Raw genomic sequence first — 22,070 nt, 5'->3', positions numbered from 1 at the left:
CCGTTACGCGGCGACGTCGGCGCTCTCTTCTTCAATTTTAAGCAGCCAGCCGGTGACCGCTTCCCAGTACTGCTGCTCTTTTTCCAGGTCCAGCAGGACCAGAGCGTTCTGGCTGAACCAGTCGTGCGGGAAGCTCAGCGTCCAGTGATGGTCGTCGGTTTTAAGCTTCAGCGTGGGCGGCGTGGTGGTGGCCTGGCGCTGGTTATTGAGCAGTACGCCCAGACGCAGCAGCTGTATAAGCGGCAGGAACTGTTTTTTCTTGAACAGCGTGAAGCGCGGCAGGTCGTCGAGCTTGATAGCTTTGCGGTGATAACGCACCAGGGTCGCCATCATGGTTTGCTGCTCCTGGTTGAAGCCAGGCAGATCGCTATTTTGCAGAATGTAGGCCGAATGGCGATGCATCCCGCTGTGGTTGATGTTGAGCCCCACCTCGTGGAGCATTGCGGCCCATTTTAACAGCGCGGCAAGCTGCGGGTGCGCGAGCTTCGGATTCTGCTCTTCCCACTGCTCGTACATCTGCACCGTGGTGTCCAGCACGCGCTTCGCCTGCTCGCGGTCGATGTTGTACTGGTTAGCCAGGCTTTGCGCGGTGCGGCTGCGAATATCCTGATGGCGGAAGCGGCCTTCCATCTCATACAGCACACCTTCGCGCAGCGCGCCGTCGGAAAGGCGCAGCTCTTTAATGGCGAGGGCATCAAACACGCCGCAGAGGATGGCCAGCCCCGGAACGAAGACCACCTTACGCTCGTCGGAAAGCCCCGGCAGGCTTAAGGCGTCAAAACTTTTATGCTTCAGCACCTCTTCGGTCAGCAATGTCAGGCGTTCGGGCGTGATAAACCCGTCTTTTTCACCCATCGCCAGCAGCACTTCATGCGCCGCTTTGATGGTACCCGACGCGCCAAGCGCCACGTTCCAGCCCTGGATACGGTACTGCCAGGCCAGGTTTTCCAGCTTCTGGACGGCCGCCATCCGCGCACGCTGGAAGTTCTCGCGGGTGATGCTACCGCCCGGGAAATACATCTGTGCGAAGCTGACGCAGCCCATACGGCGGCTTTCCACCAGGCGCGGCTCAAAGTCTTCGCCGATCACAAGCTCCGTAGAACCACCGCCGATGTCGATCACCAGCTTGCGCCCTTTTTCCGGCTGGGTGTGCTCGACGCCCATGAAGATCAGACGCGCTTCCTCGTTGCCGGAGATGATCTCAATCGGGTAGGGGATCACCTTTTCGGCCCGCTTGAGAAACTCAGGGGCATTCAGGGCCTGGCGCAGGGTATGGGTGCCCACGATGCACACGCTGGAGGGCGAGAAGCCCTGCAGGCGCTCAGCAAACAGCGACAGGCAGTTTAACCCGCGCTCCATCGCCTCTTCGCTGAGCATGCTGCGTTCATCAAGACCATCCGCCAGGTGTACGCGCTGCTTCAGACGACCGATGATCTGCAGCGCGCCATCCACCTCACGGGCGATGACCATGTGGAAACTGTTAGAGCCAAGATCGACCGCGGCGAATTCCTGCGGGCGTGGGGTCTTATCATTTATCGGCATAGGTTAATCGGGTTGCTCGAGTGATTTGATATAGTCGTAAATCGCCAGTTGCGACCGCACTTTACGGCGGTTGCCGCGCGGTACATAGCGGTTACTGAGTTCTTTGTCGATATAGCGTGCTTTCACGGTATCGCTGAACAGAATCTCGATGATGTCGAGGATCTGCTGCTTCAGGCGCGGATCCAGCAGCGGTGCCGCGACTTCAATTCGGTAGTCAATATTGCGCGTCATCCAGTCAGCCGAAGAGAGATAGACCTGCTTATCACCCGCATTATCGAAAATATAGACCCGATCGTGCTCCAGGTAGCGGTCAACAATGCTGATCACGCGAATATTGTCGCTGATGCCTTCCAGTTCCGGGATCAGCGAGCACATGCCGCGGATCAGAAGATTAACCGGTACGCCGGAGCTGGACGCCGCATACAGCCTGTCCACCAGCCCTTTATCGACCAGGTTGTTAAGCTTCAGCGTGATGCCGGACGACAGCCCTTTCTGGGCATTGGCGATCTCTTTATCGATCATATCGTACAGCAGACGGCGCGAGTTCTGCGGCGAGACCAGCAGATAGTCAAAGCTCACCGGACGGTACGGGTTCTCAATAAAGTTAAAGACCCGGCGCACCTCGTTGGTGATGCGGGCATCGGCGGTCAGCAGCGAGTAGTCGGTATAGATTCGCGCCGTTTTCTCGTTAAAGTTCCCGGTACCGATGTGGGCGTAGCGCACCACCTCGTCGCCCTCTTTACGGGAGATCAGGAACAGCTTGGCGTGAATTTTCAGCCCCGGCGCGGAGAAGATGACGTGTACACCGGCTTCCGTCAGACGACGCGCCCAGTGAATGTTCGCCTCTTCGTCGAAGCGCGCCTGCAGCTCCACCACCACGGTCACTTTTTTGGCGTTGTGCGCCGCGTGGATCATCGCATCGATGATGCGGGAATCTTTTGCCACGCGGTAGATGTTGATTTTGATCGCCAGCACGCTCGGGTCGAACGAGGCCTGACGCAGCAGTTCCAGCACGTGCTCAAACGTATGATACGGATAGTAGAGCAGGACATCGCGTTCGCGGATGGCGTCGAATCCGTTGCGGAATTTATCGAACCAGAGATGGCGCAGGCGCGGCAGCGGCTTGTTTACCAGATTGGCTTTGCCGACGTTCGGGAAGCCAATAAAATCTTTAAAGTTGTGGTAACGACCACCCGGAACGATGGAGTCATAGCGCGAAATGGTCAGTTTCTCACGCAGCATCTCCACCATGGCGTCCGGCATATCGCGCTGATAGACGAAGCGCACCGGTTCAGCCGTCAGGCGCTGTTTCAGGCTGGATGACATCAGCTCCATCAGGCTGGCTTCCATCTCGTGCACCAGGTCATATTCGGCGTCACGAGTCATTTTCATCGAGTAGGCGTTTAACGCATCGTAATCGAAGAAGCCTTTGAAGATGTCGTCCAGACAGTAGCGCAGGATGTTATCCAGCAGGATCATTGGTTTGCGTCTGCGCGGGGTTTCCGGCGGCAGGTTCACAAAGCGCGGCACCTTGTCGGATGGGATCTCCAGCAGCGCGTAACGGATAGATTCACCGCGAATAATTTCCACCGCCAGGTAGGTGTAGTCATCTTTCAAAAACTGCACCAGATCGGTTTCGCGGTTGATCAGAATCGGGGTAATGTGCTGGCGCAGATAGTGTTTGAAGTAGTGGCGCAGCCAGTTTTGTTGGTTAACGGAAAGCTGGCGTTCGTTAATCAGGAAGATTTGATTGCGCGCCATCTCCAGCAGCAGTTCGTTATACAGGCCGTCAAATTCCTGATCGGCTTTCAGCACGCGGGACTGGATTTTGCCCAGCAGATGCCGCGAGTGCGAGTTTAAGCCCTGTTCTTCGCTGATGATGATGCGTCTTTTCAGCTCGGCAAAGCGAACTTTGTAGAACTCATCCAGGTTGTTCGAATAAATACCCAAAAAACGCATGCGCTCGATCAGCGGGTTACTTTTGTCTGCCGCTTCCTGGAGTACACGTTCGTTGAATGCTAACCAGCTTAGCTCTTTCTCGATATATAACTTTTCCTGACCCATTACAGCTCACACTCCAGTTCAATCACAGGACGTGGTAAATCCGTCTCGTCCTTATTATGGCGAGCATTTCCACGATATGTCCAACAGTGCCAGAAAAGTATGACAGTTATTTTTTTTGTTGGGGAATTTAAAGGGTTGGGGAGGGGATATTCGGGTAATGCATCAGGCAGGTCGGGTAAGCGCAGAAGCGCCACCCGACATAATAAACTACTCTTCCGCCGCATGGCCCTGCGGAGGTAACTTAACGCCGTCCAGCCAGGCAGCGCCGTCGCGCATCTCGAGACGTCCGTCGACAAACCAGCTTACCACCAGCGGGTAAATGGCGTGTTCCTGGGTCTGCACGCGTTCGGTCACGTCTTCTTCGCTATCGCCGTCAAAGACCGGGACTTTCGCCTGCAGGATAACCGGGCCGCCGTCCAGCTCGTCGGTAACGAAATGCACGGAGGTGCCGTGCTCCTCATCGCCATTTTCCAGAACCTGACGATGGGTGTGCAGGCCGGGATATTTCGGCAGAAGAGAAGGGTGAATATTCAGCAGACGTCCGGCGTAGTGCGCAACAAAAGCCGGGCTCAGAATGCGCATATAGCCCGCCAGCACCACGACGTCCGGCGCGTAGGCATCAATCTCATGCACCAGCTCGCGGTCAAAGGCTTCACGCCCGGCGAACTGGCTGGCTTCCAGCGCGTGCGCGGGAATGTTGGCTTCCCGCGCGCGCTCAAGGCCGAACGCGTCGGCCTTGTTGCTGAATACTGCCCGAATGGTGCCGTTGATTTTCTTCTGCTTGCAGGCGTCTATGATGGCCTGCAAATTGCTTCCGTTGCCGGAAATGAGCACCACGATGTTTTTCATTCAATGACCACACGCTGTTCGGAATCGGAGGCTTTAATCGTACCGATTTTCCACGCGTTTTCACCTTTCTCCGTCAGCAGCTTCACTGCTTTATCCGCTTCGCTCGCCGGCAGGGCGATAACCATGCCCACGCCGCAGTTAAAGGTGCGGTACATTTCGTGAGAGCTCACGTTGCCCGCGGTCTGCAGCCAGTTAAACACGGCTGGCCACTGCCATGAGGATTCGTCGATCACCGCCTGGGTGTTGTCCGGCAGAACGCGCGGGATATTTTCCCAGAAGCCGCCGCCGGTCAGGTGGGCAATGGCGTGAACGTCGACGTTCTCGATAAGCTCAAGCACGTTCTTCACGTAGATGCGGGTCGGCGCCAGCAGATGGTCGGCCAGCGGTTTACCGTCGAGTTCGGTCGTCAGCGGGTCACAGCCGCTCACTTCGAGGATTTTACGCACCAGGGAGTAGCCGTTGGAGTGCGGGCCGCTGGAGGCCAGCGCGATCAGCACATCGCCATCGGCCACTTTGCTGCCGTCGATAATTTCTGATTTTTCTACTACGCCGACGCAGAAGCCCGCGACGTCATAATCTTCGCCGTGATACATGCCCGGCATTTCTGCGGTTTCACCACCGACCAGCGCGCAGCCAGACTGCAGACAGCCTTCGGCGATACCGTTAATCACTCTTGCCGCGGTATCTACGTCCAGTTTGCCGGTCGCGTAATAATCGAGGAAGAACAGCGGCTCTGCGCCCTGTACCACCAGGTCATTCACGCACATCGCGACCAGATCGATACCGATCGTGTCGTGACGTTTTAAATCCATCGCCAGGCGCAGCTTGGTGCCTACACCGTCAGTACCCGAGACCAGAACAGGTTCACGATATTTTTGCGGCAGCGCGCACAGTGCGCCGAATCCACCCAGACCACCCATCACTTCCGGGCGGCGGGTTTTTTTCACCACACCTTTGATTCGGTCAACCAGCGCATTACCTGCGTCAATATCAACACCGGCATCTTTGTAGCTGAGAGAAGTTTTGTTGGTCACGGCTTAAATCCCCACGCGATTGCATAGCTAGTAAGAAAAATCGGCGCAATTCTAACAGTCCAGGCAAACGTTTGCGAGCCTATTCTGGACGTGGAGATCTTTTTTTCTGTGCACCCCGTGAATGCAGCCAAACTTGACTCTGTTCACGAAAATGAAACCGGTTTCTGAGAACTGCTTGCAACGGTTATTCCCTTTGCACATCATCGAACTGAAACCGGTTTCTGTAATTGTTTTTGCAGATAATAACGCAGAATGAGGGAAAGCGAATGTCAGGATTTAAAGCAGATTTTCTGTGGGGTGGGGCCGTTGCGGCGCACCAGCTGGAAGGCGGCTGGAAAGAGGGCGGAAAAGGCGTGAGCGTGGCCGACGTCATGACCGCGGGCGCGCACGGCGTGCCGCGTGAAATCACCAACGGCGTGCTGGAAGGGAAAAATTACCCTAACCATGAAGCCATTGATTTCTACCACCGCTATAAAGAAGACATCAAACTCTTTGCCGAGATGGGGTTCAAATGCTTCCGCACCTCTATTGCCTGGACGCGGATCTTCCCGAAAGGCGACGAGCTTGAGCCTAACGAGGCTGGCCTGAAATTCTATGACAACCTGTTCGACGAATGCCTGAAGTACGGCATCGAACCGGTTATCACCCTGTCTCACTTCGAGATGCCTTTCCATCTGGTCACGGAATACGGCGGCTGGCGCAACCGTAAGCTGATCGACTTCTTCGTTCGTTTTGCAAAAGTGGTATTCCAGCGCTATCAGCATAAAGTGAAGTACTGGATGACCTTCAACGAGATCAACAACCAGGCCAACTTCCACGAAGACTTTGCGCCGTTCACTAACTCCGGGCTGAAGTACGCGCCGGGTGAAGACCGTGAGCCGGTGATGTTCCAGGCGGCGCACTATGAGCTGGTGGCCAGCGCCCTGGCGGTGAAGGCGGGGCGCGAGATTAACCCGTCGCTGCAGATTGGCTGCATGATTGCCATGTGTCCTATCTACCCGCTCACCTGCGCGCCGGACGATATGATGATGGCGATGAATGCCATGCACCGCCGCTACTGGTTCACCGACGTGCACGTGCGCGGCAGGTACCCGCAGCATCTGCTCAACTACTTTGCGCGTCGCGGCTTTACGCTGGATATTACCGAAGAAGATAAAGCCGCGCTGACGCAGGGCTGCGTGGACTACATCGGCTTCAGCTACTATATGTCCTTCGCCACCAAGGCGACGGCGGATAACCCGCAGCTGGATTACGACGAGAGCAAGAGCCTGGTCACTAACCCGTACGTGCAGAAATCGGACTGGGGCTGGCAGATTGACCCGGTGGGGCTGCGCTACTCTCTCAACTGGTTCTGGGATCACTATCAGCTGCCGCTGTTTATCGTTGAGAACGGCTTTGGCGCGATCGACGTGCAGGAGAGCGACGGCACGGTGAACGACCAGTACCGCATTGACTACCTGTCCGCCCACATCCGCGAGATGAAAAAAGCGGTGGAGGAAGATGGCGTGGATCTGATGGGCTACACCCCGTGGGGCTGTATCGACCTCGTTTCTGCCGGTACGGGCGAAATGAAAAAACGCTACGGCTTTATCTTTGTCGACAAAGACAATGAAGGCAACGGCACGCTGAACCGCAGCAAGAAGAAATCGTTCGACTGGTATAAGCAGGTAATTGCGAGCAACGGCGATAGCCTGTAATTGCCGGGTGGCGCTAACGCTTACCCGACCTACACTACACGTAGGTCCGCGTAAGCGCAGCGCCACCGGGCAGAACCCGCACCCAAGCCGGAGTCTCGCCTCCGGTTTTTTTTGTCTCTAAATCACTTTGCTTGATATACGTCAAGCAAGATGGGTATGGCCTAATCCGAAAAAAGCGGTATAATCCCGCGATTTTTTTGCGGACGCCGCCTCAGAGGAGAAAGAGAATGAAGATTGTGGAAGTGAAACACCCACTCGTTAAACACAAGTTGGGCCTGATGCGTGAGCATGACATCAGCACGAAGCGTTTTCGCGAACTGGCATCTGAAGTCGGCAGCCTGCTGACATACGAAGCGACCTCCGATCTGGAAACAGAAAAAGTCACCATCGAAGGCTGGAACGGCCCGGTGCAGGTTGAGCAGATCAAAGGTAAGAAAATTACCGTGGTGCCAATCCTGCGTGCCGGTCTCGGCATGATGGAAGGCGTGCTGGAGCACGTGCCAAGCGCGCGCATCAGCGTGGTCGGGATCTACCGTAACGAAGAAACCCTTGAGCCGGTTCCTTACTTCCAGAAGCTGGTGTCTAACATCGACGAGCGTATGGCGCTGGTGGTTGACCCGATGCTGGCGACCGGTGGTTCGATGATCGCCACCATCGACCTGCTGAAAAATGCAGGCTGTAACAGCATTAAGGTGCTGGTGCTGGTTGCGGCTCCGGAAGGGATCGCGGCGCTGGAAAAAGCGCACCCGGACGTTGAGCTGTATACCGCCTCTATCGACCAGGGCCTGAACGAGCACGGATACATCATTCCGGGGCTCGGCGATGCCGGCGATAAGATCTTTGGTACGAAATAATCGAATAACGATAAATAAGCCGACTTTGATAGTCGGCTTTTTTTTGAATAAAACACCAACAACAATACTACTCAGAGGAAAACACTATGACGCGCCGTGCTATCGGGGTGAGTGAAAGACCGCCGCTTTTACAGACTATCCCGCTTAGTTTGCAGCACCTGTTCGCCATGTTTGGCGCAACCGTGCTGGTGCCAATCCTGTTCCACATTAACCCGGCAACCGTGCTGTTGTTCAACGGCATCGGTACGTTGTTGTACCTCTTTATCTGTAAAGGCAAAATCCCGGCGTATCTCGGGTCAAGCTTCGCGTTTATCTCGCCGGTTTTGCTGCTGCTGCCGCTGGGTTATGAAGTCGCGCTGGGCGGCTTTATCATGTGTGGCGTCCTGTTCTGCGTGGTGTCCTTCATTGTGAAGAAAGCCGGTACCGGCTGGCTGGACGTCATGTTCCCGCCTGCGGCAATGGGCGCCATCGTTGCGGTCATCGGTCTTGAACTGGCGGGTGTGGCGGCGAATATGGCCGGTCTGCTGCCTGCTGACGGCCAGTCACCGGATTCCAAAACCATTATCATCTCGCTGGTTACGCTGGGCGTAACGGTGTTTGGCTCCGTCCTGTTCCGCGGCTTTATGGCGATCATCCCGATCCTGATCGGCGTGCTGGCGGGCTACGCGCTCTCCTTCGCGATGGGCGTGGTGGACACCACTCCGATTGCCGAGGCGCACTGGTTCGCGCTGCCAACCTTCTACACCCCTCGCTTCGAATGGTTTGCGATTTTCACCATTCTGCCTGCGGCGCTGGTGGTGATTGCGGAGCACGTCGGCCACCTGGTGGTGACGGCGAACATCGTTAAGCGCGATTTAATCCGTGACCCGGGTCTACACCGTTCCATGTTTGCTAACGGTTTCTCCACCATTATCTCCGGTTTCTTTGGCTCCACGCCAAACACCACCTACGGTGAGAACATCGGCGTGATGGCGATTACCCGCGTCTACAGTACCTGGGTTATCGGCGGCGCGGCGATCATCGCCATTCTGCTCTCCTGCGTCGGCAAGCTGGCGGCAGCGATTCAGATCATCCCGGTGCCGGTGATGGGCGGCGTGTCTCTGCTGCTGTACGGGGTAATTGGTGCCTCCGGTATTCGCGTGCTGATTGAATCCAAAGTGGATTACAGCAAGGCGCAGAACCTGATCCTGACCTCAGTAATCCTGATTATCGGCGTGAGCGGCGCGAAGGTGCACATCGGTGCGGCCGAGCTGAAGGGCATGGCGCTGGCGACCATCGTCGGCGTTGGCCTGAGCCTGATCTTCAAGCTGATCTCGGTGATCCGCCCTGAAGAGGTGGTACTGGACGCGGACGAAAGCGAAAAAGCGTCACATTGATCGAAAAGTCGGGCGAGGGATCGCCCGGTTCTCTCCTTGCAGGTTCCGTGTTAAACTCCTTTCCGATTTTACGTAGGATCTCTGGTTGAGGTATTTCTGAACGGACCGGCACAGCTCTCTCTGCCACTTTATCTCCCTGACGACGAAACTTTCGCGAGTTTCTGGCCGGGTGATAACCCCTCTTTACTGGCTGCACTGCAAAACGTGCTGCGCCAGGATCACAGCGGATACATCTATATCTGGTCACGCGAAGGCGCGGGGCGCAGCCATCTGCTGCATGCCGCCTGCGCGGAGCTTTCAGCGCGCGGTGATGCAGTAGGCTACGTGCCGCTGGATAAACGTACGTGGTTCGTGCCTGAGGTGCTGGAGGGAATGGAACATCTCTCGCTGGTCTGCATCGATAATATCGAGTGCGTGGCGGGGGACGAGCCGTGGGAAATGGCGATCTTCAACCTCTACAACCGCATCCTGGAGTCGGGCAAAACCCGGCTGCTGATCACCGGCGATCGTCCACCGCGACAGCTGAATCTGGGGCTGCCGGATCTGGCGTCTCGTCTGGACTGGGGGCAAATCTACAAGCTCCAGCCGCTGTCGGATGAAGATAAGCTTCAGGCGTTACAGCTGCGCGCAAAACAGCGCGGATTTGAGCTGCCGGAAGACGTGGGCCGCTTTCTGCTCAAGCGGCTGGATCGCGAAATGCGTACGCTGTTTGACACGCTCGATCAGCTCGATCGCGCCTCCATTACCGCCCAGCGCAAGCTGACCATTCCGTTTGTGAAAGATATTCTCAAGCTTTGAATTTTCTCGCCCGGTGGCGGCTAAATATCCCCAATTAGATGCTCAACCAGAAGTGGAATCGGTCTTCCCGATGCCACGCTCCGTCCGTTTTCGCGCCACAGCGCCGTACCGCTGATGTCCAGATGCGCCCACGGAATGGCTGGCGGGCAGAAGTGGTGCAGCAGCCACGCCGCCGAAGCGCTAATCGCCGCATTGTTGGTCGGCGTGTTGCACAGATCGGCGATCGCGCTGTCGGTCTGCTTTTTCAGCCGAGCATCCAGCGGCAGGGACCACACTTCATCGCCGCTCTGCTTACCCGCCAGCGTCAGCGCCGCGCGCAGCGGTTCATCCTGCGTCATCAGCCCGCTCAGCTCATACCCCAGCGCCTTCACGACCGCACCGGTTAAGGTGGCCATATCAATGATATAGCGCGCCTGCGGATGCCGCTGGCTGGCCCAGGCGATGGCGTCTGCCAGCACCAGTCGGCCTTCGGCGTCGGTATTGTTGATTTCAACGGTGATCCCGTTGCAGGCCGTTGCTACCGTGCCGGGCTGCATGGCGTTCGGGCCAATGGCGTTTTCCGCCAGTGCCAGCACGCCCATAATGCGTACGGGCAGCGCCAGCTCTGCGGCGGTCAGCATCAGGCCCAGCACGTTAGCCGCACCGCACATGTCGTATTTCATGGTATACATGCCCGCGCCTTCCTTCAGCCACAGGCCACCAGTATCAAATGTAATGCCTTTACCCACATAGCAGCGCACCGGTCCGTCGTTGACGCCGTCATAATGGATCGCCAGCAGACGTGGCGGACAGGTAGCCCCTTTGCCAACGGCGTGCAGCAGCCCCAGACTCTGCTCAACGATTTGCTTTTCATCCAACACCTCGCAGCGCAGTAAAGGGAAGGCGGCACACAGTTTTTGCGCCTCTTCCACCACAAACTGCGGCGTGCAGCGGTCGGGAGGGATATCCGCCAGCCGTCGCGCAGCGACCATGCCGTGGGCGATGGCCTGCTGCTGGCGGAAGATTCCCTCCAGTTTTGCCTGCTGTTCCGGCAGGCAAAGGGCAGTAATGTGCGTAAGGCGCACTGTCGATTCATCCGTTTTCTTCAGCTTCAGATCGCTTAGCCTGTGCGCCTGATTAAAAAGAAAACGCAGCACCTGCGCCAGCACCACATCGTCGATATTGGTAACGTCCAGTATCAGCTCGGGGCTGACGGGCGAGGCCAGCAGCGGGCGCAGCGCCGTCAGCAATCCTTCGGTCAGGCTATCCTGCCAGAGGGCATCTGGCAGCAGAGTGATCCGGGCAAACGGGGCGCAGCCAAAGCGGGTGTCAGCGATGCTGGCAGACTCGCGCATTTCTGCGACCAGCGCCGTTTCGGGCAAATGCGTACAGGAGGCGGACGCAATCAAAAGGCTCTGCGGAGCCGCGTCAGAAAGCGCGTTGATAAACTGATACGTAATCATCATGACTCCTCAATCGGCGCGCGGATCCGCGCGGCATAGGCCTGCATCCACTCATCATCTACCGCGTGATAATGCGTTTTCTCCCGCAGGCGTTCGGTACGAAAAACGGTGAGAGGCTGGCGAGCCGTCGCCACCACAAACGAGAAGGTTTTGATGTTGGTTGCGGCACCAAATTCGCCTTTGTTGTTCATGCACACCACTGAGAGATCGCCCGCGCGGCCAAAGCGCGACATCAGCTTGTCTTCCAGTTCGAACACTACCGAATCGGCAGCCTGCTGGGGCGTCATGCCCTGCGCCATGCGGCGGACGATTTCGTAGCTGGTGCAGCCTTTCATCAGATCTTCACCGACGCCCGTGGCGGTGGCGGCGCCGGTTTCACTGTCGCAGTAAAATCCGGAACCAATAATGGGCGAATCCCCGAGTCGACCGCGCTTTTTCATGAACAGGCCGCTGGTGGAGGTGGCGACGCTCATCGAGCCCTGCTTATCGAGGCCGATAATGCCGACGGTGTCATGCCCGTCGTAAGGGCTTAAGCCCTTATCCAGCGTTTCAAGGCAGCGTTTGCGGTAGTGCTGCAAGGCGCGGTCAGTGAGCATGGTTTTGTCGGCAAAGCCCTGGCTCAGCGCCCATTCGCGCGCGCCCTGGCCCACCAGCAGGCTGTTGTAGCGCTGGCGGCTTAACGCATGCGCCACCCGCACCGGGTTGGCGATATCCACCAGGTTGCCCACGGCACCAAACGCCAGCGTATCGCCGTCCATGTAGGCGGCGTCCAGCTCCACTTCGCCATTTTCGGTGGGCAGCCCGCCGTAGCCGACGGATTTATAAAACGGAAAATCTTCGACGGCGGCGACGGCATCCACCACCGCTGCCGAGACCGGTTTCCCCGCAGCCAGCGCAGATGCAGACTCGGTGACGCCTTCAAGCGCCATTCTCCAGGTCGCGATAATTCCCCACATGCTTTACTCCTGTTTTGCAAGGGTGGTGTCGGTTTGCGTAACGGTGACCATTTCCGCCGCGCGGTACTGTTTGTCCACGATACGCATGAAAGGTAGGTACAGCATGGCGCCAATTAGCAGGTTGATAAGCTGCATCACGCTGCCGCTCAGGTGCCCGGTAACGATAAAACCGCTGATAACGGGTGGCAGCGTCCAGGGAATAAACACCCCGGTGGTGACGGCAACCGCGCCAATCTTCATCGCTGCATACTGCACGGTAACCAGCACCAGCGGCACCAGATTGAACGGGATAAGCATGATTGGGTTCATGATCACCGGCAGGCCAAACAGGATCGGTTCGTTGATGTTAAACACTGACGCCCCGGCGCCGAGGCGCGCCACTTCCCGCATGTTTTTGCTGCGGGCGAAAATCAGCATCGCAATGACCAGCGACAGCGTGGCCCCCGCGCCGCCCATCCAGATCATGTCAAAAAACTGTTCGGTGATAATGTGCGGCGGCGTGGCGCCAGCCTGAATGGCCGCGATGTTGTCGGTCTGGTTCTCCATCCACAGCGGGCGAATGATGCCGTTAATCATCGAGCCGGAGTTAATGCCCACTGACCAGAGAATGGTGATGCTGAAGACCGTCATCAGCGCGCCAAAGTAAGAGGTACCGTAGTGGCGCACCGGCGTGGCCACTACTTCGTAAATAAACTGGTGGATAGTGTTGTAGTGGGTGTTTTCAAACACGATACGGATACCCAGCACCAGAATCATCACCAGCAGGGCCGGGATTAATGCCGCGAACGACTCCTGCACCGCCGGCGGCACGCCGTCCGGCATTTTGATGACCAGTTTTTTGCGCTTGAGCCAGCAGAACAGTTCCGTCCACAGCAGAGAACCAATCATCGCCACGAACAGCCCTTTGCTGCCAATCCACTCCACCGGAATGACGGTAATACCGCCGTTTTCCGCCACTTTGATAAAGGGCGTCAGGATGAGAAAGGCGACCAGCGCCAGGATGCCGCAGGAGATGCGATCCTCACCGTAGTGTTCCGCCAGGCGGAAGGCCACCAGGAAGCTGATGAACAGCGACATGGTGGAGAACACCGCGTTGAACGGGATTTCAATAATGGCGCTCCAGCTCTCACCAAAGGCCTGAGACATAAACTGCTGATAGGCTTGATTCGGGAATGACGAGATCACCAGCAGAACGGAGCCGACGATGATAAACGGCATGAAGGATACGTAGGCGCCGCGAATGGCCCCGAGATGACGCTGCTGGGCCGTTTTGGCCGCCAGCGGCATCAGTTTTGCTTCAAGAAATCCCAGAACATTGTTCATTGTGAACTCCGTACAAGATTGAGGGGTGTTGGTTGTGTTATGTCTGGGAATTATCAGTGAAGCGTGGCGAGCGAAAGGTGAAATCGGTCACAAAGCAATCGCTGCTGTAGTATAAATCTCATAAGATTAGTTCTGAGGACTTGCGATGGAAATTAAACTGCATGCTAATGCCACCACGACGCCGCGCATCCGTCGCTATCTTCAGCAGTCAGATAAAAGCGACAGAGAGCTTGCCGCTGAGCTGGGCATTTCGGTCACTACCGTCAGGCGCTGGCGCAACCGCGAGCAGATTTCGGACAACCACACAACGCCAAAAGTGATACACAAAGCGTTGAGACAAGAGCAGATCGCACTGGTGAATGTCCTGCGTGACGTCTCGGGAGCGCCGCTTGATGAACTGCTGCAGATTGTAAACGGCGTGCTGGGGATCCCCGTATCCCGGGCGACATTGAACCGCTACCTCAAACCGACCTCTGCGCAACAAAAAGGGGCTCCGTTGCAGGGGAAAAAGGCGCTCAAGGCAGGTATCGTGCCGCAAAAACTTCTGTTACATCATCAGCCTCTGTCTCTGCATATGGACGATGGCGGAGAACAGCATCTGCTTTGGGCGCGTGAACCGGTGAGCGGCTGGTGCTACGCCCGGCTGTACGCGGGCACTTCTCCGCAGCTGCTGGCCCGCTGGGCGCACGACGCGCTGGAAGCCTGTCCGGCTGATATTCAATCTATTGAGACTTTTGGTTTCGAGGTGAAGCCAGAGGAGCGTAATACCACCGTTACGGTGCATCCGCAGCAGTACCGCGCCGTTCAGGTTGCTCAGCCGCTCTGTGAAATCATTCCACGCCTGAACAGTGAGCCGGCAGGCGAGCTGTTGATCCAGCTGTGCGAATTTTACAACCGGGGAAAAGCGCAGAAAAAGTTAGGAGAGAGTACGCCGCAGGCCTTTCTTGAAGCGCTGCGGCGTAACGATTAGAGGATCTCGAGCACGTCTTCCGGCGGACGTCCAATGCGCGCCTGGCCGTTCGCCACCACAATCGGGCGCTCAATCAGCTTTGGATTTTCAACCATCGCCTGGATCAGCTCAGCCTCGGTGAGACGGCTGTCATCCAGGTTGAGCGACTTATACAGATCTTCTTTCTGACGCATCAGCTCTCTAGCACTGCCCATTCCCAGCATGCGCAGCAGCTGGCGGAGGGTTTGCGCGTCAGGTGGTGTATCAAGGTAAAGCACCACTTCCGGCTCAACGCCGTTAGACTTCAGCAGGCTCAGGGTATCGCGGCTCTTGGAGCAGCGAGGGTTGTGATAGATTTTTACGGCGTCTGTCATGACGTGAATTCTCCTTTATTACATCTTCTCGTACGGCTTAAAGCGCTGCTGCAGGCCGCGAAGCTGATCGATACGCGCGTCGTAACGGGCCTGCTGTAGGCTACCGAGCTTGACCTGCGAGCTGGCGCTGCTGAGCGCGGAAATCGCCTGATCGAGGCGGCCCACCAGGGCAAAGCCTTCGGCACGCGCCGCAAGCTCCTGATCGCGGTTGCCGAGCTGGGCTTCCGCCTGAGCGAGCAGATCCCAGCCGTTTTGATCGTCTTTATTATTAAAGGTGTAGCGGTTCAGGATGGTCGCCGCTTCACCCGGCTGGCCGCCCTGCAGGTAAGCATTCGCCAGGTTAAGCTGCAGTACCGGGTTGGTACGGACGTCTTTCGCCCCTTTCAGACGGTTAATCGCATCGGCGGTTTTCTTCTGCCCCAGATCGATATCCGTCGAAAGATCGAGATACCACGGGTTGTTCGGGTCGGCAGCAAGGAGCGGCTGCAGCGCTTTACGCGCCTCGTCGTATTTGCTGGCTTCCATCGCCTGAAGCGCCTGACCATACTGCGCGGCGTTTTTCTCACGCACGTTGCCTTTCGCCAGGGTATCCAGCAGGTCACTGGTGAGCTGGTTACGCCCGGAATTGTACATTCCCAGGGTTCTCACTTTCGCCATGTAGAAATCCTGCGAAGACTGGACCACCACAGGACGCATCTGGTTTGCACGGTTACGCGCGTCCGATAGTCGGCTTTCAGGCAGCGGGTGCGTCAGCAGGATTTCCGGCGGACGGGAAGAGTAACGCGCCTGATCGAGCAGTTTTTCCAGGAAGCTCGGCATGGCCTGCGGGTCAAAGCCCGAGCGCTGCAGCACCTGAATCCCGATGCGGTCCGCTTCCTGCTCGTTTTGTTGGGTAAAGCTGATCATCCCCTGACGTGTTCCCGCCAGCGTACCGGTCAGGGCTGCCATCCCGGCCTGCGGGCTGGCCATCGCCAGCAGAATCGATCCCAGTGCACCCACCCAGGTGAGGGGAGCGTTACGTTTCTGGTCTTCCATCGCACGCGCCAGGTGACGCTGTGTGACGTGCGAAATTTCGTGCGCCATTACCGAGGCCAGCTGGCTTTCGTTGTCTGAATATCGGAATAACGCCGAATGCAGCACCACGTTACCGCCAAAGAAGGCGAAGGCGTTGATTTCGTCATTATTGATTAAATAGAAATGGAAGGGGGTCTTTACCGAGTCGGCGTGTGCTACCAGACGCATCCCCAGCCCGTTTATGTACTGCACCAGCAAAGGGTCGTTGATCAGCGGGGCGCTGCCGCGCAGCTGGCGAACATAGTAATCCCCCATTTGCATCTCTTGCCCAATAGAGAGCGTGCTTCCTGCTGTGGTGCCCATGTCCGGCAATGAATCGGACGAGTCAGCAAAAGCGGGCAACACCTGACCGACCGTCACCGCGGCAATCAGTGTTGCAACCAGTGTTTTTCTCAATTGCCTGAACATAACCACTGTCCTGTATGTTGGATGTGCTAATTTGACCAATGAACCGGCATATCGTTCATCTCTGCTGCCCTGCGAGTGTAGCCGTGTTGTAGCATGAAGAAAATCCCATTCATCAGGGTTTTGCGGATTGCGATCGGGATACAAAAAGCGAAAGTCTTTTTTGTGACAGTTAGATACAATTCACCGTCTCACTCCCGCCATTCGATTCAGGGAAGGGTTGTATGCTCGAAATGTTAATGCAGTGGTACCGGCGTCGGTTCAGCGACCCGGAAGCCATTGCTTTGTTGGTTATTCTGGTTGCCGGGTTCGGTATTCTGTTCTTCTTCAGCGGCCTGCTCGCCCCTCTGCTGGTGGCGATTGTGCTGGCGTATCTGCTGGAGTGGCCCACGGCGCGTCTGGAACATATCGGCTGTTCCCGCCGCTGGGCGACCAGCATCGTGCTGGTGCTGTTTGTCGGCATCCTGCTGTTAATGGCTTTTGTGGTGATGCCGGTCGCCTGGCAGCAGGGAATTAACCTGATCCGCGACATGCCCGGCATGCTGAACAAGCTGTCTGATTTTGCCGCCACGCTGCCGCGCCGTTATCCGGCCCTGATGGATGCCGGAATTATCGACGCGATGGCCGAAAATATGCGCGCCCGCATCATGACGATGGGGGATTCGGTGGTGAAGTACTCTCTGGCGTCCCTGGTCGGACTGCTGACGCTGGCGGTTTACCTTGTGCTCGTGCCGCTGATGGTCTTCTTCCTGGTGAAAGATAAAGATCAAATGCTCAACGCCGTGCGCCGTATTCTGCCGCGCAACCGCGGGCTGGCAGGGCAGGTCTGGGAAGAGATGAACCAGCAGATCACCAACTACATTCGCGGCAAGGTGCTGGAGATGATTGTCGTGGGGGTAGCGACCTGGATTGGCTTCCTGATTTTCGGCCTGAACTACTCGCTGCTGCTGGCGGTGCTGGTGGGGCTGTCGGTTCTGATCCCGTACATAGGCGCGTTTGTGGTGACCATTCCGGTTGTTGGGGTCGCGTTGTTCCAGTTTGGGCTGGGGACTGAGTTCTGGAGCTGCTTCGCGGTGTACCTGATTATTCAGGGCCTGGACGGTAACCTGCTGGTGCCGGTGCTGTTCTCCGAAGCGGTGAACCTGCATCCGCTGGTGATTATCTTATCCGTGGTGATTTTCGGCGGGCTGTGGGGATTCTGGGGCGTGTTCTTCGCTATTCCGCTGGCTACGCTGATTAAAGCGGTCGTCCACGCGTGGCCGGATGTGCCGGCGGTGGAAGAGAAGTAGAGGGGGGCGGCCTGATGCCCTCACCCCGACCCCTTCACACGGGGAGAGGGAGAAAACATGAAAAACGGCAACCTGGGTTGCCGTTTTGCTGTTTATCAGGCGCTTTGTTTCAGCCAGTTCAACACCACGTCGTGGTGGTTGCTGGTTTTGAAGTCGTCAAACACGTGTTCAACTTTACCGTCAGCGTCAATCAGGAAGCTGATGCGGTGGATGCCGTCGTAGGTTTTACCCATAAACGTCTTCTCGCCCCAGACGCCGAACTGCTCGCATACCTGATGATCTTCATCGGAAAGCAGCGTGAAGTTCAGCAGCTCTTTTTCAGCAAATCGTGACAGCTTTTCTGGTTTATCGGTGCTGATACCCAGCACTTCCACGCCGACTTTTTTCAACTCGTCCATGTTGTCGCGTAAGCCGCAGGCCTGTACGGTGCAGCCGGGGGTCATGGCTTTCGGGTAGAAATAGACCAGAACACGCTGTCCCTGGAAGTCGGTCAAATTTACTTGCTCGCCGTCTTGATCCGGTAAGCTAAATTTCGGTGCGATGTCACCGGCTTTCAGTGGGTTCATTACTCAACTCCATCCTGTTCGTGCTGCGAATAATTGACGACGCTTATACTGCCCTGCGCGTTTAATTCTGTACAGAGGGCTTTGAACGCTTGCTCGATATTTGACGCATCCTGTGAGGCAGGGCTGTGCGCGGTAATTTGAATAAACAGCACCGGAAGACCATGGTCATCGCTTGTCTGCGTACGGGAAACCAGTTCGGCAATATTCATCTGATGACTGTCAAAAAGCGCCGTGAAACGCTCAATCAGATGCGGAGAATCAGGCACTTCAACCTGTACCCAGACGGTAGAAGGCAGTGCCGGACGCGGACGCGCAGTGGTGCGCTTCATGACAATCAGCAAATCCAGTTCGGCCCCTTTCAGCGGCAGGGTCGATTCAATCAACGTGATGGCGTTCCATGTCCCGGAAAGTAACATAATAAATGTGAACTCTTCACCGAGCATCGCCAGACGGCTGTCTTCGATATTACAGCCGCAGCTGCTTACGTGGCGGGTGATGGTGTTCACGATACCCGGCCTGTCGGCACCCAGCGCAGTGATAACCAGGTAATGTTGTGATGAGGTTGTCAAACCTGTTCTTCCTTTGCATGGTTAAGTCTTCCTAAGGAAAGCATAAAAAAAACATGCATACAACCGCCTGAGAGCCTCAGGTCGCTTGCTTTTATTACAGTTCCAAACGTAACATTGAGGCTCTTGTTCGCACAGAGGATGGCTCATGTTCACGGGAAGTATTGTCGCGCTTGTTACACCGATGGATGAAAAAGGTAATGTCTGCCGGTCAAGCATGAAGAAGCTCATTGATTACCATGTCGCCAACGGAACCTCGGCGATCGTTTCGGTAGGGACTACCGGTGAATCCGCAACGCTGAGCCACGACGAGCACGGCGATGTGGTGATGCTGACCCTGGAACTGGCTGACGGACGTATTCCGGTCATCGCGGGCACAGGGGCTAATGCAACCGCAGAAGCTATCAGCCTGACCAAACGTTTTAACGACAGCGGCATCGTTGGCTGTCTGACGGTGACTCCTTACTACAACCGTCCTACTCAGGAAGGTTTGTTCCAGCACTTCAAAGCCATCGCTGAACATACTGACTTGCCACAAATTCTGTATAATGTGCCGTCCCGTACCGGTTGCGATATGCTGCCGGAAACCGTTGGTCGTCTCTCGGAAGTAAAAAATATTATCGGTATTAAAGAGGCGACAGGGAACTTAAGTCGCGTTCATCAGATCAAAGAGCTGGTTTCAGACGACTTTATCCTGTTGAGTGGTGATGATGCGACCGCGCTGGACTTTATGCAGCTCGGTGGCCATGGCGTGATCTCCGTAACGGCAAACGTTGCGGCGCGCGACATGGCTGAAATGTGCAAACTGGCCGCAGCAGGTCATTTTGATGAAGCGCGCGTCATTAATCAGCGTCTGATGCCGCTGCACAATAAATTATTTGTCGAACCCAATCCGATCCCAGTGAAATGGGCATGCAAGGAGTTGGGTCTTGTAGCAACCGATACGCTGCGTCTGCCAATGACACCGATCACCGACCACGGTCGTGATATCGTCAGGGCTGCGCTGAAGCATGCCGGTTTGCTGTAGAGTTTAGGGAGATTTGATGGCTTATTCAGTACAGAAGTCGCGCCTGGCGAAGGTTGCGAGTGTTTCGCTTGTTATGCTGCTCGCTGCCTGTAGTTCAGACTCGCGCTACAAGCGCCAGGTGAGCGGTGATGAATCCTATCTGGATGCGACCCCGCTTGCTGAACTTCACGCACCGGCTGGTATGATCCTGCCGATTCAGAACGGCGATTATAATATTCCCGTGACCAACGGCAGCGGCCTGGTCGGTAAAGCGCTTGATATTCGTCCGCCAGCACAGCCTCTGGCGCTGGTTAGCGGGGCGCGTACCCAGTTCACCGGTGATACGGCGTCTCTGATGGTTGAGAGCGCGCGCGGTAGCAATCTGTGGCCGCAGGTTGTCAGCGTCATTCAGTCGAAGAACTACACCATCGATAAACGCGATGACGCCAGCCAGACGTTAACCACCGACTGGATCGAATGGAACCGTCTGGATGAAGACCAGCAGTACCGCGGTCGCTATCAAGTCTCCGTTAAACCACAGGGTTATCAGCAGGCGGTCAACGTTAAGCTGTTGAACCTGGAGCAGGCGGGTAAACCGGTTGCGGATGCCGCGTCCCTGCAGCGTTACAGTACCGAAATGTTGAACGTGATTGCCGCAGGTCTGGATAAGACCGCTACCGATGCCGCCAACGCTGCGCAGAGCCGTAACGGTGTGACCTTCGATGTTCAGAGCGGCGCGGATGATACCGGCCTGCCAATGCTGGTGGTGCGTGCACCGTTTAACCAGACCTGGCAACGTCTGCCAGCGACGCTGGAAAAAGTGGGCATGAAAGTGACCGACAGCACGCGTTCAACCGGCAGCATGACGGCAACCTATAAGCCGCTCTCCGACAGCGCGTGGCAGGAACTGGGTGCGAAAGATCCTCAGCTTGCCTCCGGTGACTACAAAATTCAGGTCGGTGACCTTGATAACCGCAGCAGTCTGCAGTTTATCGATCCAAAAGGTCACACGCTGACCCAGTCGCAGAACGATGCGCTGGTCGCTGTCTTCCAGGCCGCATTCAGCAAATAAATACGAGGGCTGGTGAATCCAGCCCTTTTTATTTTAGTGCCACGCAAACGTGTGCGTGGCATAATATTCCCAGTTTTGAACACAAATCATCACACCAGGAGTAATGAAGATGCAGAAGCAAGCTGAGTTGTATCGTGGCAAAGCGAAGACCGTATACAGCACGGAAAACCCGGATCTGTTGGTGCTCGAGTTCCGCAATGATACGTCAGCAGGGGATGGCGCACGCATTGAGCAGTTCGATCGTAAAGGCATGGTGAACAACAAGTTCAACCACTTCATTATGACCAAACTGGCCGAAGCGGGTATCCCGACCCAGATGGAAGCGTTGCTGTCCGATACGGAATGTCTGGTGAAAAAACTGGATATGGTTCCGGTTGAGTGCGTTATTCGTAACCGTGCGGCGGGCTCCCTGGTGAAGCGTCTCGGCATTGAAGAAGGTATCGAACTGAATCCACCGCTGTTCGACCTGTTCCTGAAAAACGATGCCATGCACGATCCGATGGTCAATGATTCCTACTGCGAAACCTTCGGCTGGGTGAACAAAGAGAACCTGGCGCGCATGAAAGAGCTGACCTACAAAGCCAACGACGTGCTGAAAAAACTGTTTGATGACGCGGGCCTGATCCTCGTCGACTTCAAGCTGGAGTTTGGTCTGTTCAAAGGCGAAGTGGTGCTGGGCGATGAGTTCTCACCAGACGGTAGCCGCCTGTGGGATAAAGAAACGCTGGATAAAATGGACAAAGACCGTTTCCGTCAGAGCCTGGGTGGCCTGATTGAAGCGTACGAAGCGGTTGCTCACCGTTTAGGCGTTAAGCTCGACTAACTCCCTCACTT

At 56.3% G+C, this 22,070-nt stretch carries 20 protein-coding genes; 9 read left to right on the top strand and 11 right to left on the bottom strand.

Features of this window, described 5'->3' with window-relative positions; genetic code table 11:
* Window positions 1-3: 3 nt before the first annotated feature.
* From ppx to purM, 4 genes are all read right to left on the bottom strand, one after another.
* Window positions 4-1,542, bottom strand: coding sequence for an exopolyphosphatase (gene ppx / locus ELK40_RS16715; protein ID WP_045399702.1), 1,539 nt, complete (start codon window positions 1,540-1,542; stop codon window positions 4-6).
* 3 nt (window positions 1,543-1,545) lie between these two features.
* Entirely contained in the window at window positions 1,546-3,606 is a 2,061-nt protein-coding gene (gene ppk1 / locus ELK40_RS16710) for a polyphosphate kinase 1 (RefSeq protein WP_111965176.1), read from the bottom strand.
* Between the two features lie 207 nt (window positions 3,607-3,813).
* On the bottom strand, window positions 3,814-4,455 hold the full coding sequence (gene purN / locus ELK40_RS16705; RefSeq protein ID WP_127731915.1) for a phosphoribosylglycinamide formyltransferase: 642 nt from the start codon (window positions 4,453-4,455) through the stop codon (window positions 3,814-3,816).
* Window positions 4,452-5,489, bottom strand: a complete 1,038-nt coding sequence (gene purM, locus ELK40_RS16700) for a phosphoribosylformylglycinamidine cyclo-ligase (protein ID WP_127731913.1) — start codon at window positions 5,487-5,489, stop codon at window positions 4,452-4,454. The genes purN and purM overlap by 4 nt, the downstream gene beginning before the upstream one ends.
* A 266-nt stretch (window positions 5,490-5,755) precedes the next feature.
* Here purM and ELK40_RS16695 point away from each other — a divergent pair, with 266 nt between their 5' ends.
* The 4 genes from ELK40_RS16695 (at window position 5,756) to ELK40_RS16680 (ending at window position 10,214) form a co-directional block, all read left to right on the top strand.
* Window positions 5,756-7,186, top strand: a complete 1,431-nt coding sequence (locus ELK40_RS16695; RefSeq protein WP_127731912.1) for a 6-phospho-beta-glucosidase — start codon at window positions 5,756-5,758, stop codon at window positions 7,184-7,186.
* A 227-nt stretch (window positions 7,187-7,413) separates the two neighbouring features.
* Window positions 7,414-8,040: a uracil phosphoribosyltransferase gene (gene upp, locus ELK40_RS16690; protein ID WP_023308769.1), complete on the top strand. Its 627-nt coding sequence runs from the start codon at window positions 7,414-7,416 to the stop codon at window positions 8,038-8,040.
* A gap of 86 nt (window positions 8,041-8,126) precedes the next feature.
* Complete coding sequence (gene uraA, locus ELK40_RS16685; protein WP_045399708.1) at window positions 8,127-9,416, top strand: uracil permease; 1,290 nt, start codon at window positions 8,127-8,129, stop codon at window positions 9,414-9,416.
* A gap of 96 nt (window positions 9,417-9,512) precedes the next feature.
* Window positions 9,513-10,214 carry a DnaA inactivator Hda gene (locus tag ELK40_RS16680; protein WP_211438414.1) on the top strand — a complete coding sequence of 234 codons (702 nt, stop codon included), beginning with the start codon at window positions 9,513-9,515 and terminating at the stop codon, window positions 10,212-10,214.
* Between the two features lie 20 nt (window positions 10,215-10,234).
* Here the strand turns inward: ELK40_RS16680 and ELK40_RS16675 are convergent, their stop codons facing one another.
* Genes ELK40_RS16675 through celB form a run of 3 tightly spaced genes read right to left on the bottom strand, consistent with a single transcriptional unit; the run spans window position 10,235 to window position 13,935 of the window.
* Window positions 10,235-11,656 carry a leucyl aminopeptidase family protein gene (locus ELK40_RS16675; RefSeq protein WP_127732821.1) on the bottom strand — a complete coding sequence of 474 codons (1,422 nt, stop codon included), beginning with the start codon at window positions 11,654-11,656 and terminating at the stop codon, window positions 10,235-10,237.
* The gene (locus tag ELK40_RS16670; protein WP_115875974.1) at window positions 11,656-12,612 is read right to left on the bottom strand and encodes a N(4)-(beta-N-acetylglucosaminyl)-L-asparaginase; all 957 of its coding nucleotides are present in this window, start codon (window positions 12,610-12,612) and stop codon (window positions 11,656-11,658) included. Before ELK40_RS16670 ends, ELK40_RS16675 begins: the two co-directional genes overlap by 1 nt.
* A gap of 3 nt (window positions 12,613-12,615) precedes the next feature.
* Window positions 12,616-13,935, bottom strand: coding sequence for a PTS cellobiose transporter subunit IIC (gene celB / locus ELK40_RS16665; RefSeq protein WP_115875973.1), 1,320 nt, complete (start codon window positions 13,933-13,935; stop codon window positions 12,616-12,618).
* Window positions 13,936-14,080: 145 nt separating this feature from the next.
* Here celB and ELK40_RS16660 point away from each other — a divergent pair, with 145 nt between their 5' ends.
* Window positions 14,081-14,905, top strand: coding sequence for a helix-turn-helix domain-containing protein (locus tag ELK40_RS16660; protein ID WP_115875972.1), 825 nt, complete (start codon window positions 14,081-14,083; stop codon window positions 14,903-14,905).
* Here ELK40_RS16660 and arsC read toward each other — a convergent pair.
* Together arsC and bepA are read right to left on the bottom strand one after the other, a co-directional pair.
* Complete coding sequence (gene arsC / locus ELK40_RS16655) at window positions 14,902-15,258, bottom strand: arsenate reductase (glutaredoxin) (protein WP_127731910.1); 357 nt, start codon at window positions 15,256-15,258, stop codon at window positions 14,902-14,904. The two genes, ELK40_RS16660 and arsC, sit on opposite strands and share 4 nt — an antisense overlap.
* Before the next feature lie 18 nt (window positions 15,259-15,276).
* Complete coding sequence (gene bepA / locus ELK40_RS16650) at window positions 15,277-16,740, bottom strand: beta-barrel assembly-enhancing protease (protein WP_111965181.1); 1,464 nt, start codon at window positions 16,738-16,740, stop codon at window positions 15,277-15,279.
* 221 nt (window positions 16,741-16,961) lie between these two features.
* Here bepA and ELK40_RS16645 point away from each other — a divergent pair, with 221 nt between their 5' ends.
* Window positions 16,962-18,026: an AI-2E family transporter gene (locus ELK40_RS16645; protein WP_033146172.1), complete on the top strand. Its 1,065-nt coding sequence runs from the start codon at window positions 16,962-16,964 to the stop codon at window positions 18,024-18,026.
* Window positions 18,027-18,121: 95 nt separating this feature from the next.
* Here the strand turns inward: ELK40_RS16645 and bcp are convergent, their stop codons facing one another.
* Both bcp and ELK40_RS16635 read right to left on the bottom strand, forming a co-directional pair.
* The gene (gene bcp, locus ELK40_RS16640; protein WP_014171119.1) at window positions 18,122-18,592 is read right to left on the bottom strand and encodes a thioredoxin-dependent thiol peroxidase; all 471 of its coding nucleotides are present in this window, start codon (window positions 18,590-18,592) and stop codon (window positions 18,122-18,124) included.
* Complete coding sequence (locus tag ELK40_RS16635; protein ID WP_023308758.1) at window positions 18,592-19,161, bottom strand: glycine cleavage system transcriptional repressor; 570 nt, start codon at window positions 19,159-19,161, stop codon at window positions 18,592-18,594. Before ELK40_RS16635 ends, bcp begins: the two co-directional genes overlap by 1 nt.
* A 145-nt stretch (window positions 19,162-19,306) precedes the next feature.
* Here ELK40_RS16635 and dapA point away from each other — a divergent pair, with 145 nt between their 5' ends.
* The 3 genes from dapA (at window position 19,307) to purC (ending at window position 22,059) form a co-directional block, all read left to right on the top strand.
* Entirely contained in the window at window positions 19,307-20,185 is an 879-nt protein-coding gene (gene dapA, locus ELK40_RS16630) for a 4-hydroxy-tetrahydrodipicolinate synthase (protein ID WP_008501633.1), read from the top strand.
* 16 nt (window positions 20,186-20,201) lie between these two features.
* Window positions 20,202-21,236, top strand: coding sequence for an outer membrane protein assembly factor BamC (gene bamC, locus ELK40_RS16625; protein ID WP_111965182.1), 1,035 nt, complete (start codon window positions 20,202-20,204; stop codon window positions 21,234-21,236).
* A gap of 109 nt (window positions 21,237-21,345) precedes the next feature.
* The gene (gene purC / locus ELK40_RS16620) at window positions 21,346-22,059 is read left to right on the top strand and encodes a phosphoribosylaminoimidazolesuccinocarboxamide synthase (RefSeq protein ID WP_008501631.1); all 714 of its coding nucleotides are present in this window, start codon (window positions 21,346-21,348) and stop codon (window positions 22,057-22,059) included.
* Window positions 22,060-22,070 lie beyond the last annotated feature (11 nt).

Origin of the sequence: Enterobacter sp. N18-03635, from assembly GCF_004006055.1 — a bacterium.
Classification (GTDB): Bacteria; Pseudomonadota; Gammaproteobacteria; order Enterobacterales; family Enterobacteriaceae; genus Enterobacter; species Enterobacter vonholyi.
Note: the sequence above shows the minus strand (reverse complement) of the source record. Positions and strands in the feature narration are given on the sequence as shown.

Coding starts and splice junctions, on each gene's coding strand:
- ppx (WP_045399702.1), bottom strand. CDS start 1,542: ATGCCGATAAATGATAAGACCCCACGCCCGCAGGAATTCGCCGCGGTC.
- ppk1 (WP_111965176.1), bottom strand. CDS start 3,606: ATGGGTCAGGAAAAGTTATATATCGAGAAAGAGCTAAGCTGGTTAGCA.
- purN (WP_127731915.1), bottom strand. CDS start 4,455: ATGAAAAACATCGTGGTGCTCATTTCCGGCAACGGAAGCAATTTGCAG.
- ELK40_RS16695 (WP_127731912.1), top strand. CDS start 5,756: ATGTCAGGATTTAAAGCAGATTTTCTGTGGGGTGGGGCCGTTGCGGCG.
- upp (WP_023308769.1), top strand. CDS start 7,414: ATGAAGATTGTGGAAGTGAAACACCCACTCGTTAAACACAAGTTGGGC.
- uraA (WP_045399708.1), top strand. CDS start 8,127: ATGACGCGCCGTGCTATCGGGGTGAGTGAAAGACCGCCGCTTTTACAG.
- ELK40_RS16675 (WP_127732821.1), bottom strand. CDS start 11,656: ATGATTACGTATCAGTTTATCAACGCGCTTTCTGACGCGGCTCCGCAG.
- ELK40_RS16670 (WP_115875974.1), bottom strand. CDS start 12,612: ATGTGGGGAATTATCGCGACCTGGAGAATGGCGCTTGAAGGCGTCACC.
- celB (WP_115875973.1), bottom strand. CDS start 13,935: ATGAACAATGTTCTGGGATTTCTTGAAGCAAAACTGATGCCGCTGGCG.
- ELK40_RS16660 (WP_115875972.1), top strand. CDS start 14,081: ATGGAAATTAAACTGCATGCTAATGCCACCACGACGCCGCGCATCCGT.
- arsC (WP_127731910.1), bottom strand. CDS start 15,258: ATGACAGACGCCGTAAAAATCTATCACAACCCTCGCTGCTCCAAGAGC.
- bepA (WP_111965181.1), bottom strand. CDS start 16,740: ATGTTCAGGCAATTGAGAAAAACACTGGTTGCAACACTGATTGCCGCG.
- ELK40_RS16645 (WP_033146172.1), top strand. CDS start 16,962: ATGCTCGAAATGTTAATGCAGTGGTACCGGCGTCGGTTCAGCGACCCG.
- bcp (WP_014171119.1), bottom strand. CDS start 18,592: ATGAACCCACTGAAAGCCGGTGACATCGCACCGAAATTTAGCTTACCG.
- dapA (WP_008501633.1), top strand. CDS start 19,307: ATGTTCACGGGAAGTATTGTCGCGCTTGTTACACCGATGGATGAAAAA.
- bamC (WP_111965182.1), top strand. CDS start 20,202: ATGGCTTATTCAGTACAGAAGTCGCGCCTGGCGAAGGTTGCGAGTGTT.
- purC (WP_008501631.1), top strand. CDS start 21,346: ATGCAGAAGCAAGCTGAGTTGTATCGTGGCAAAGCGAAGACCGTATAC.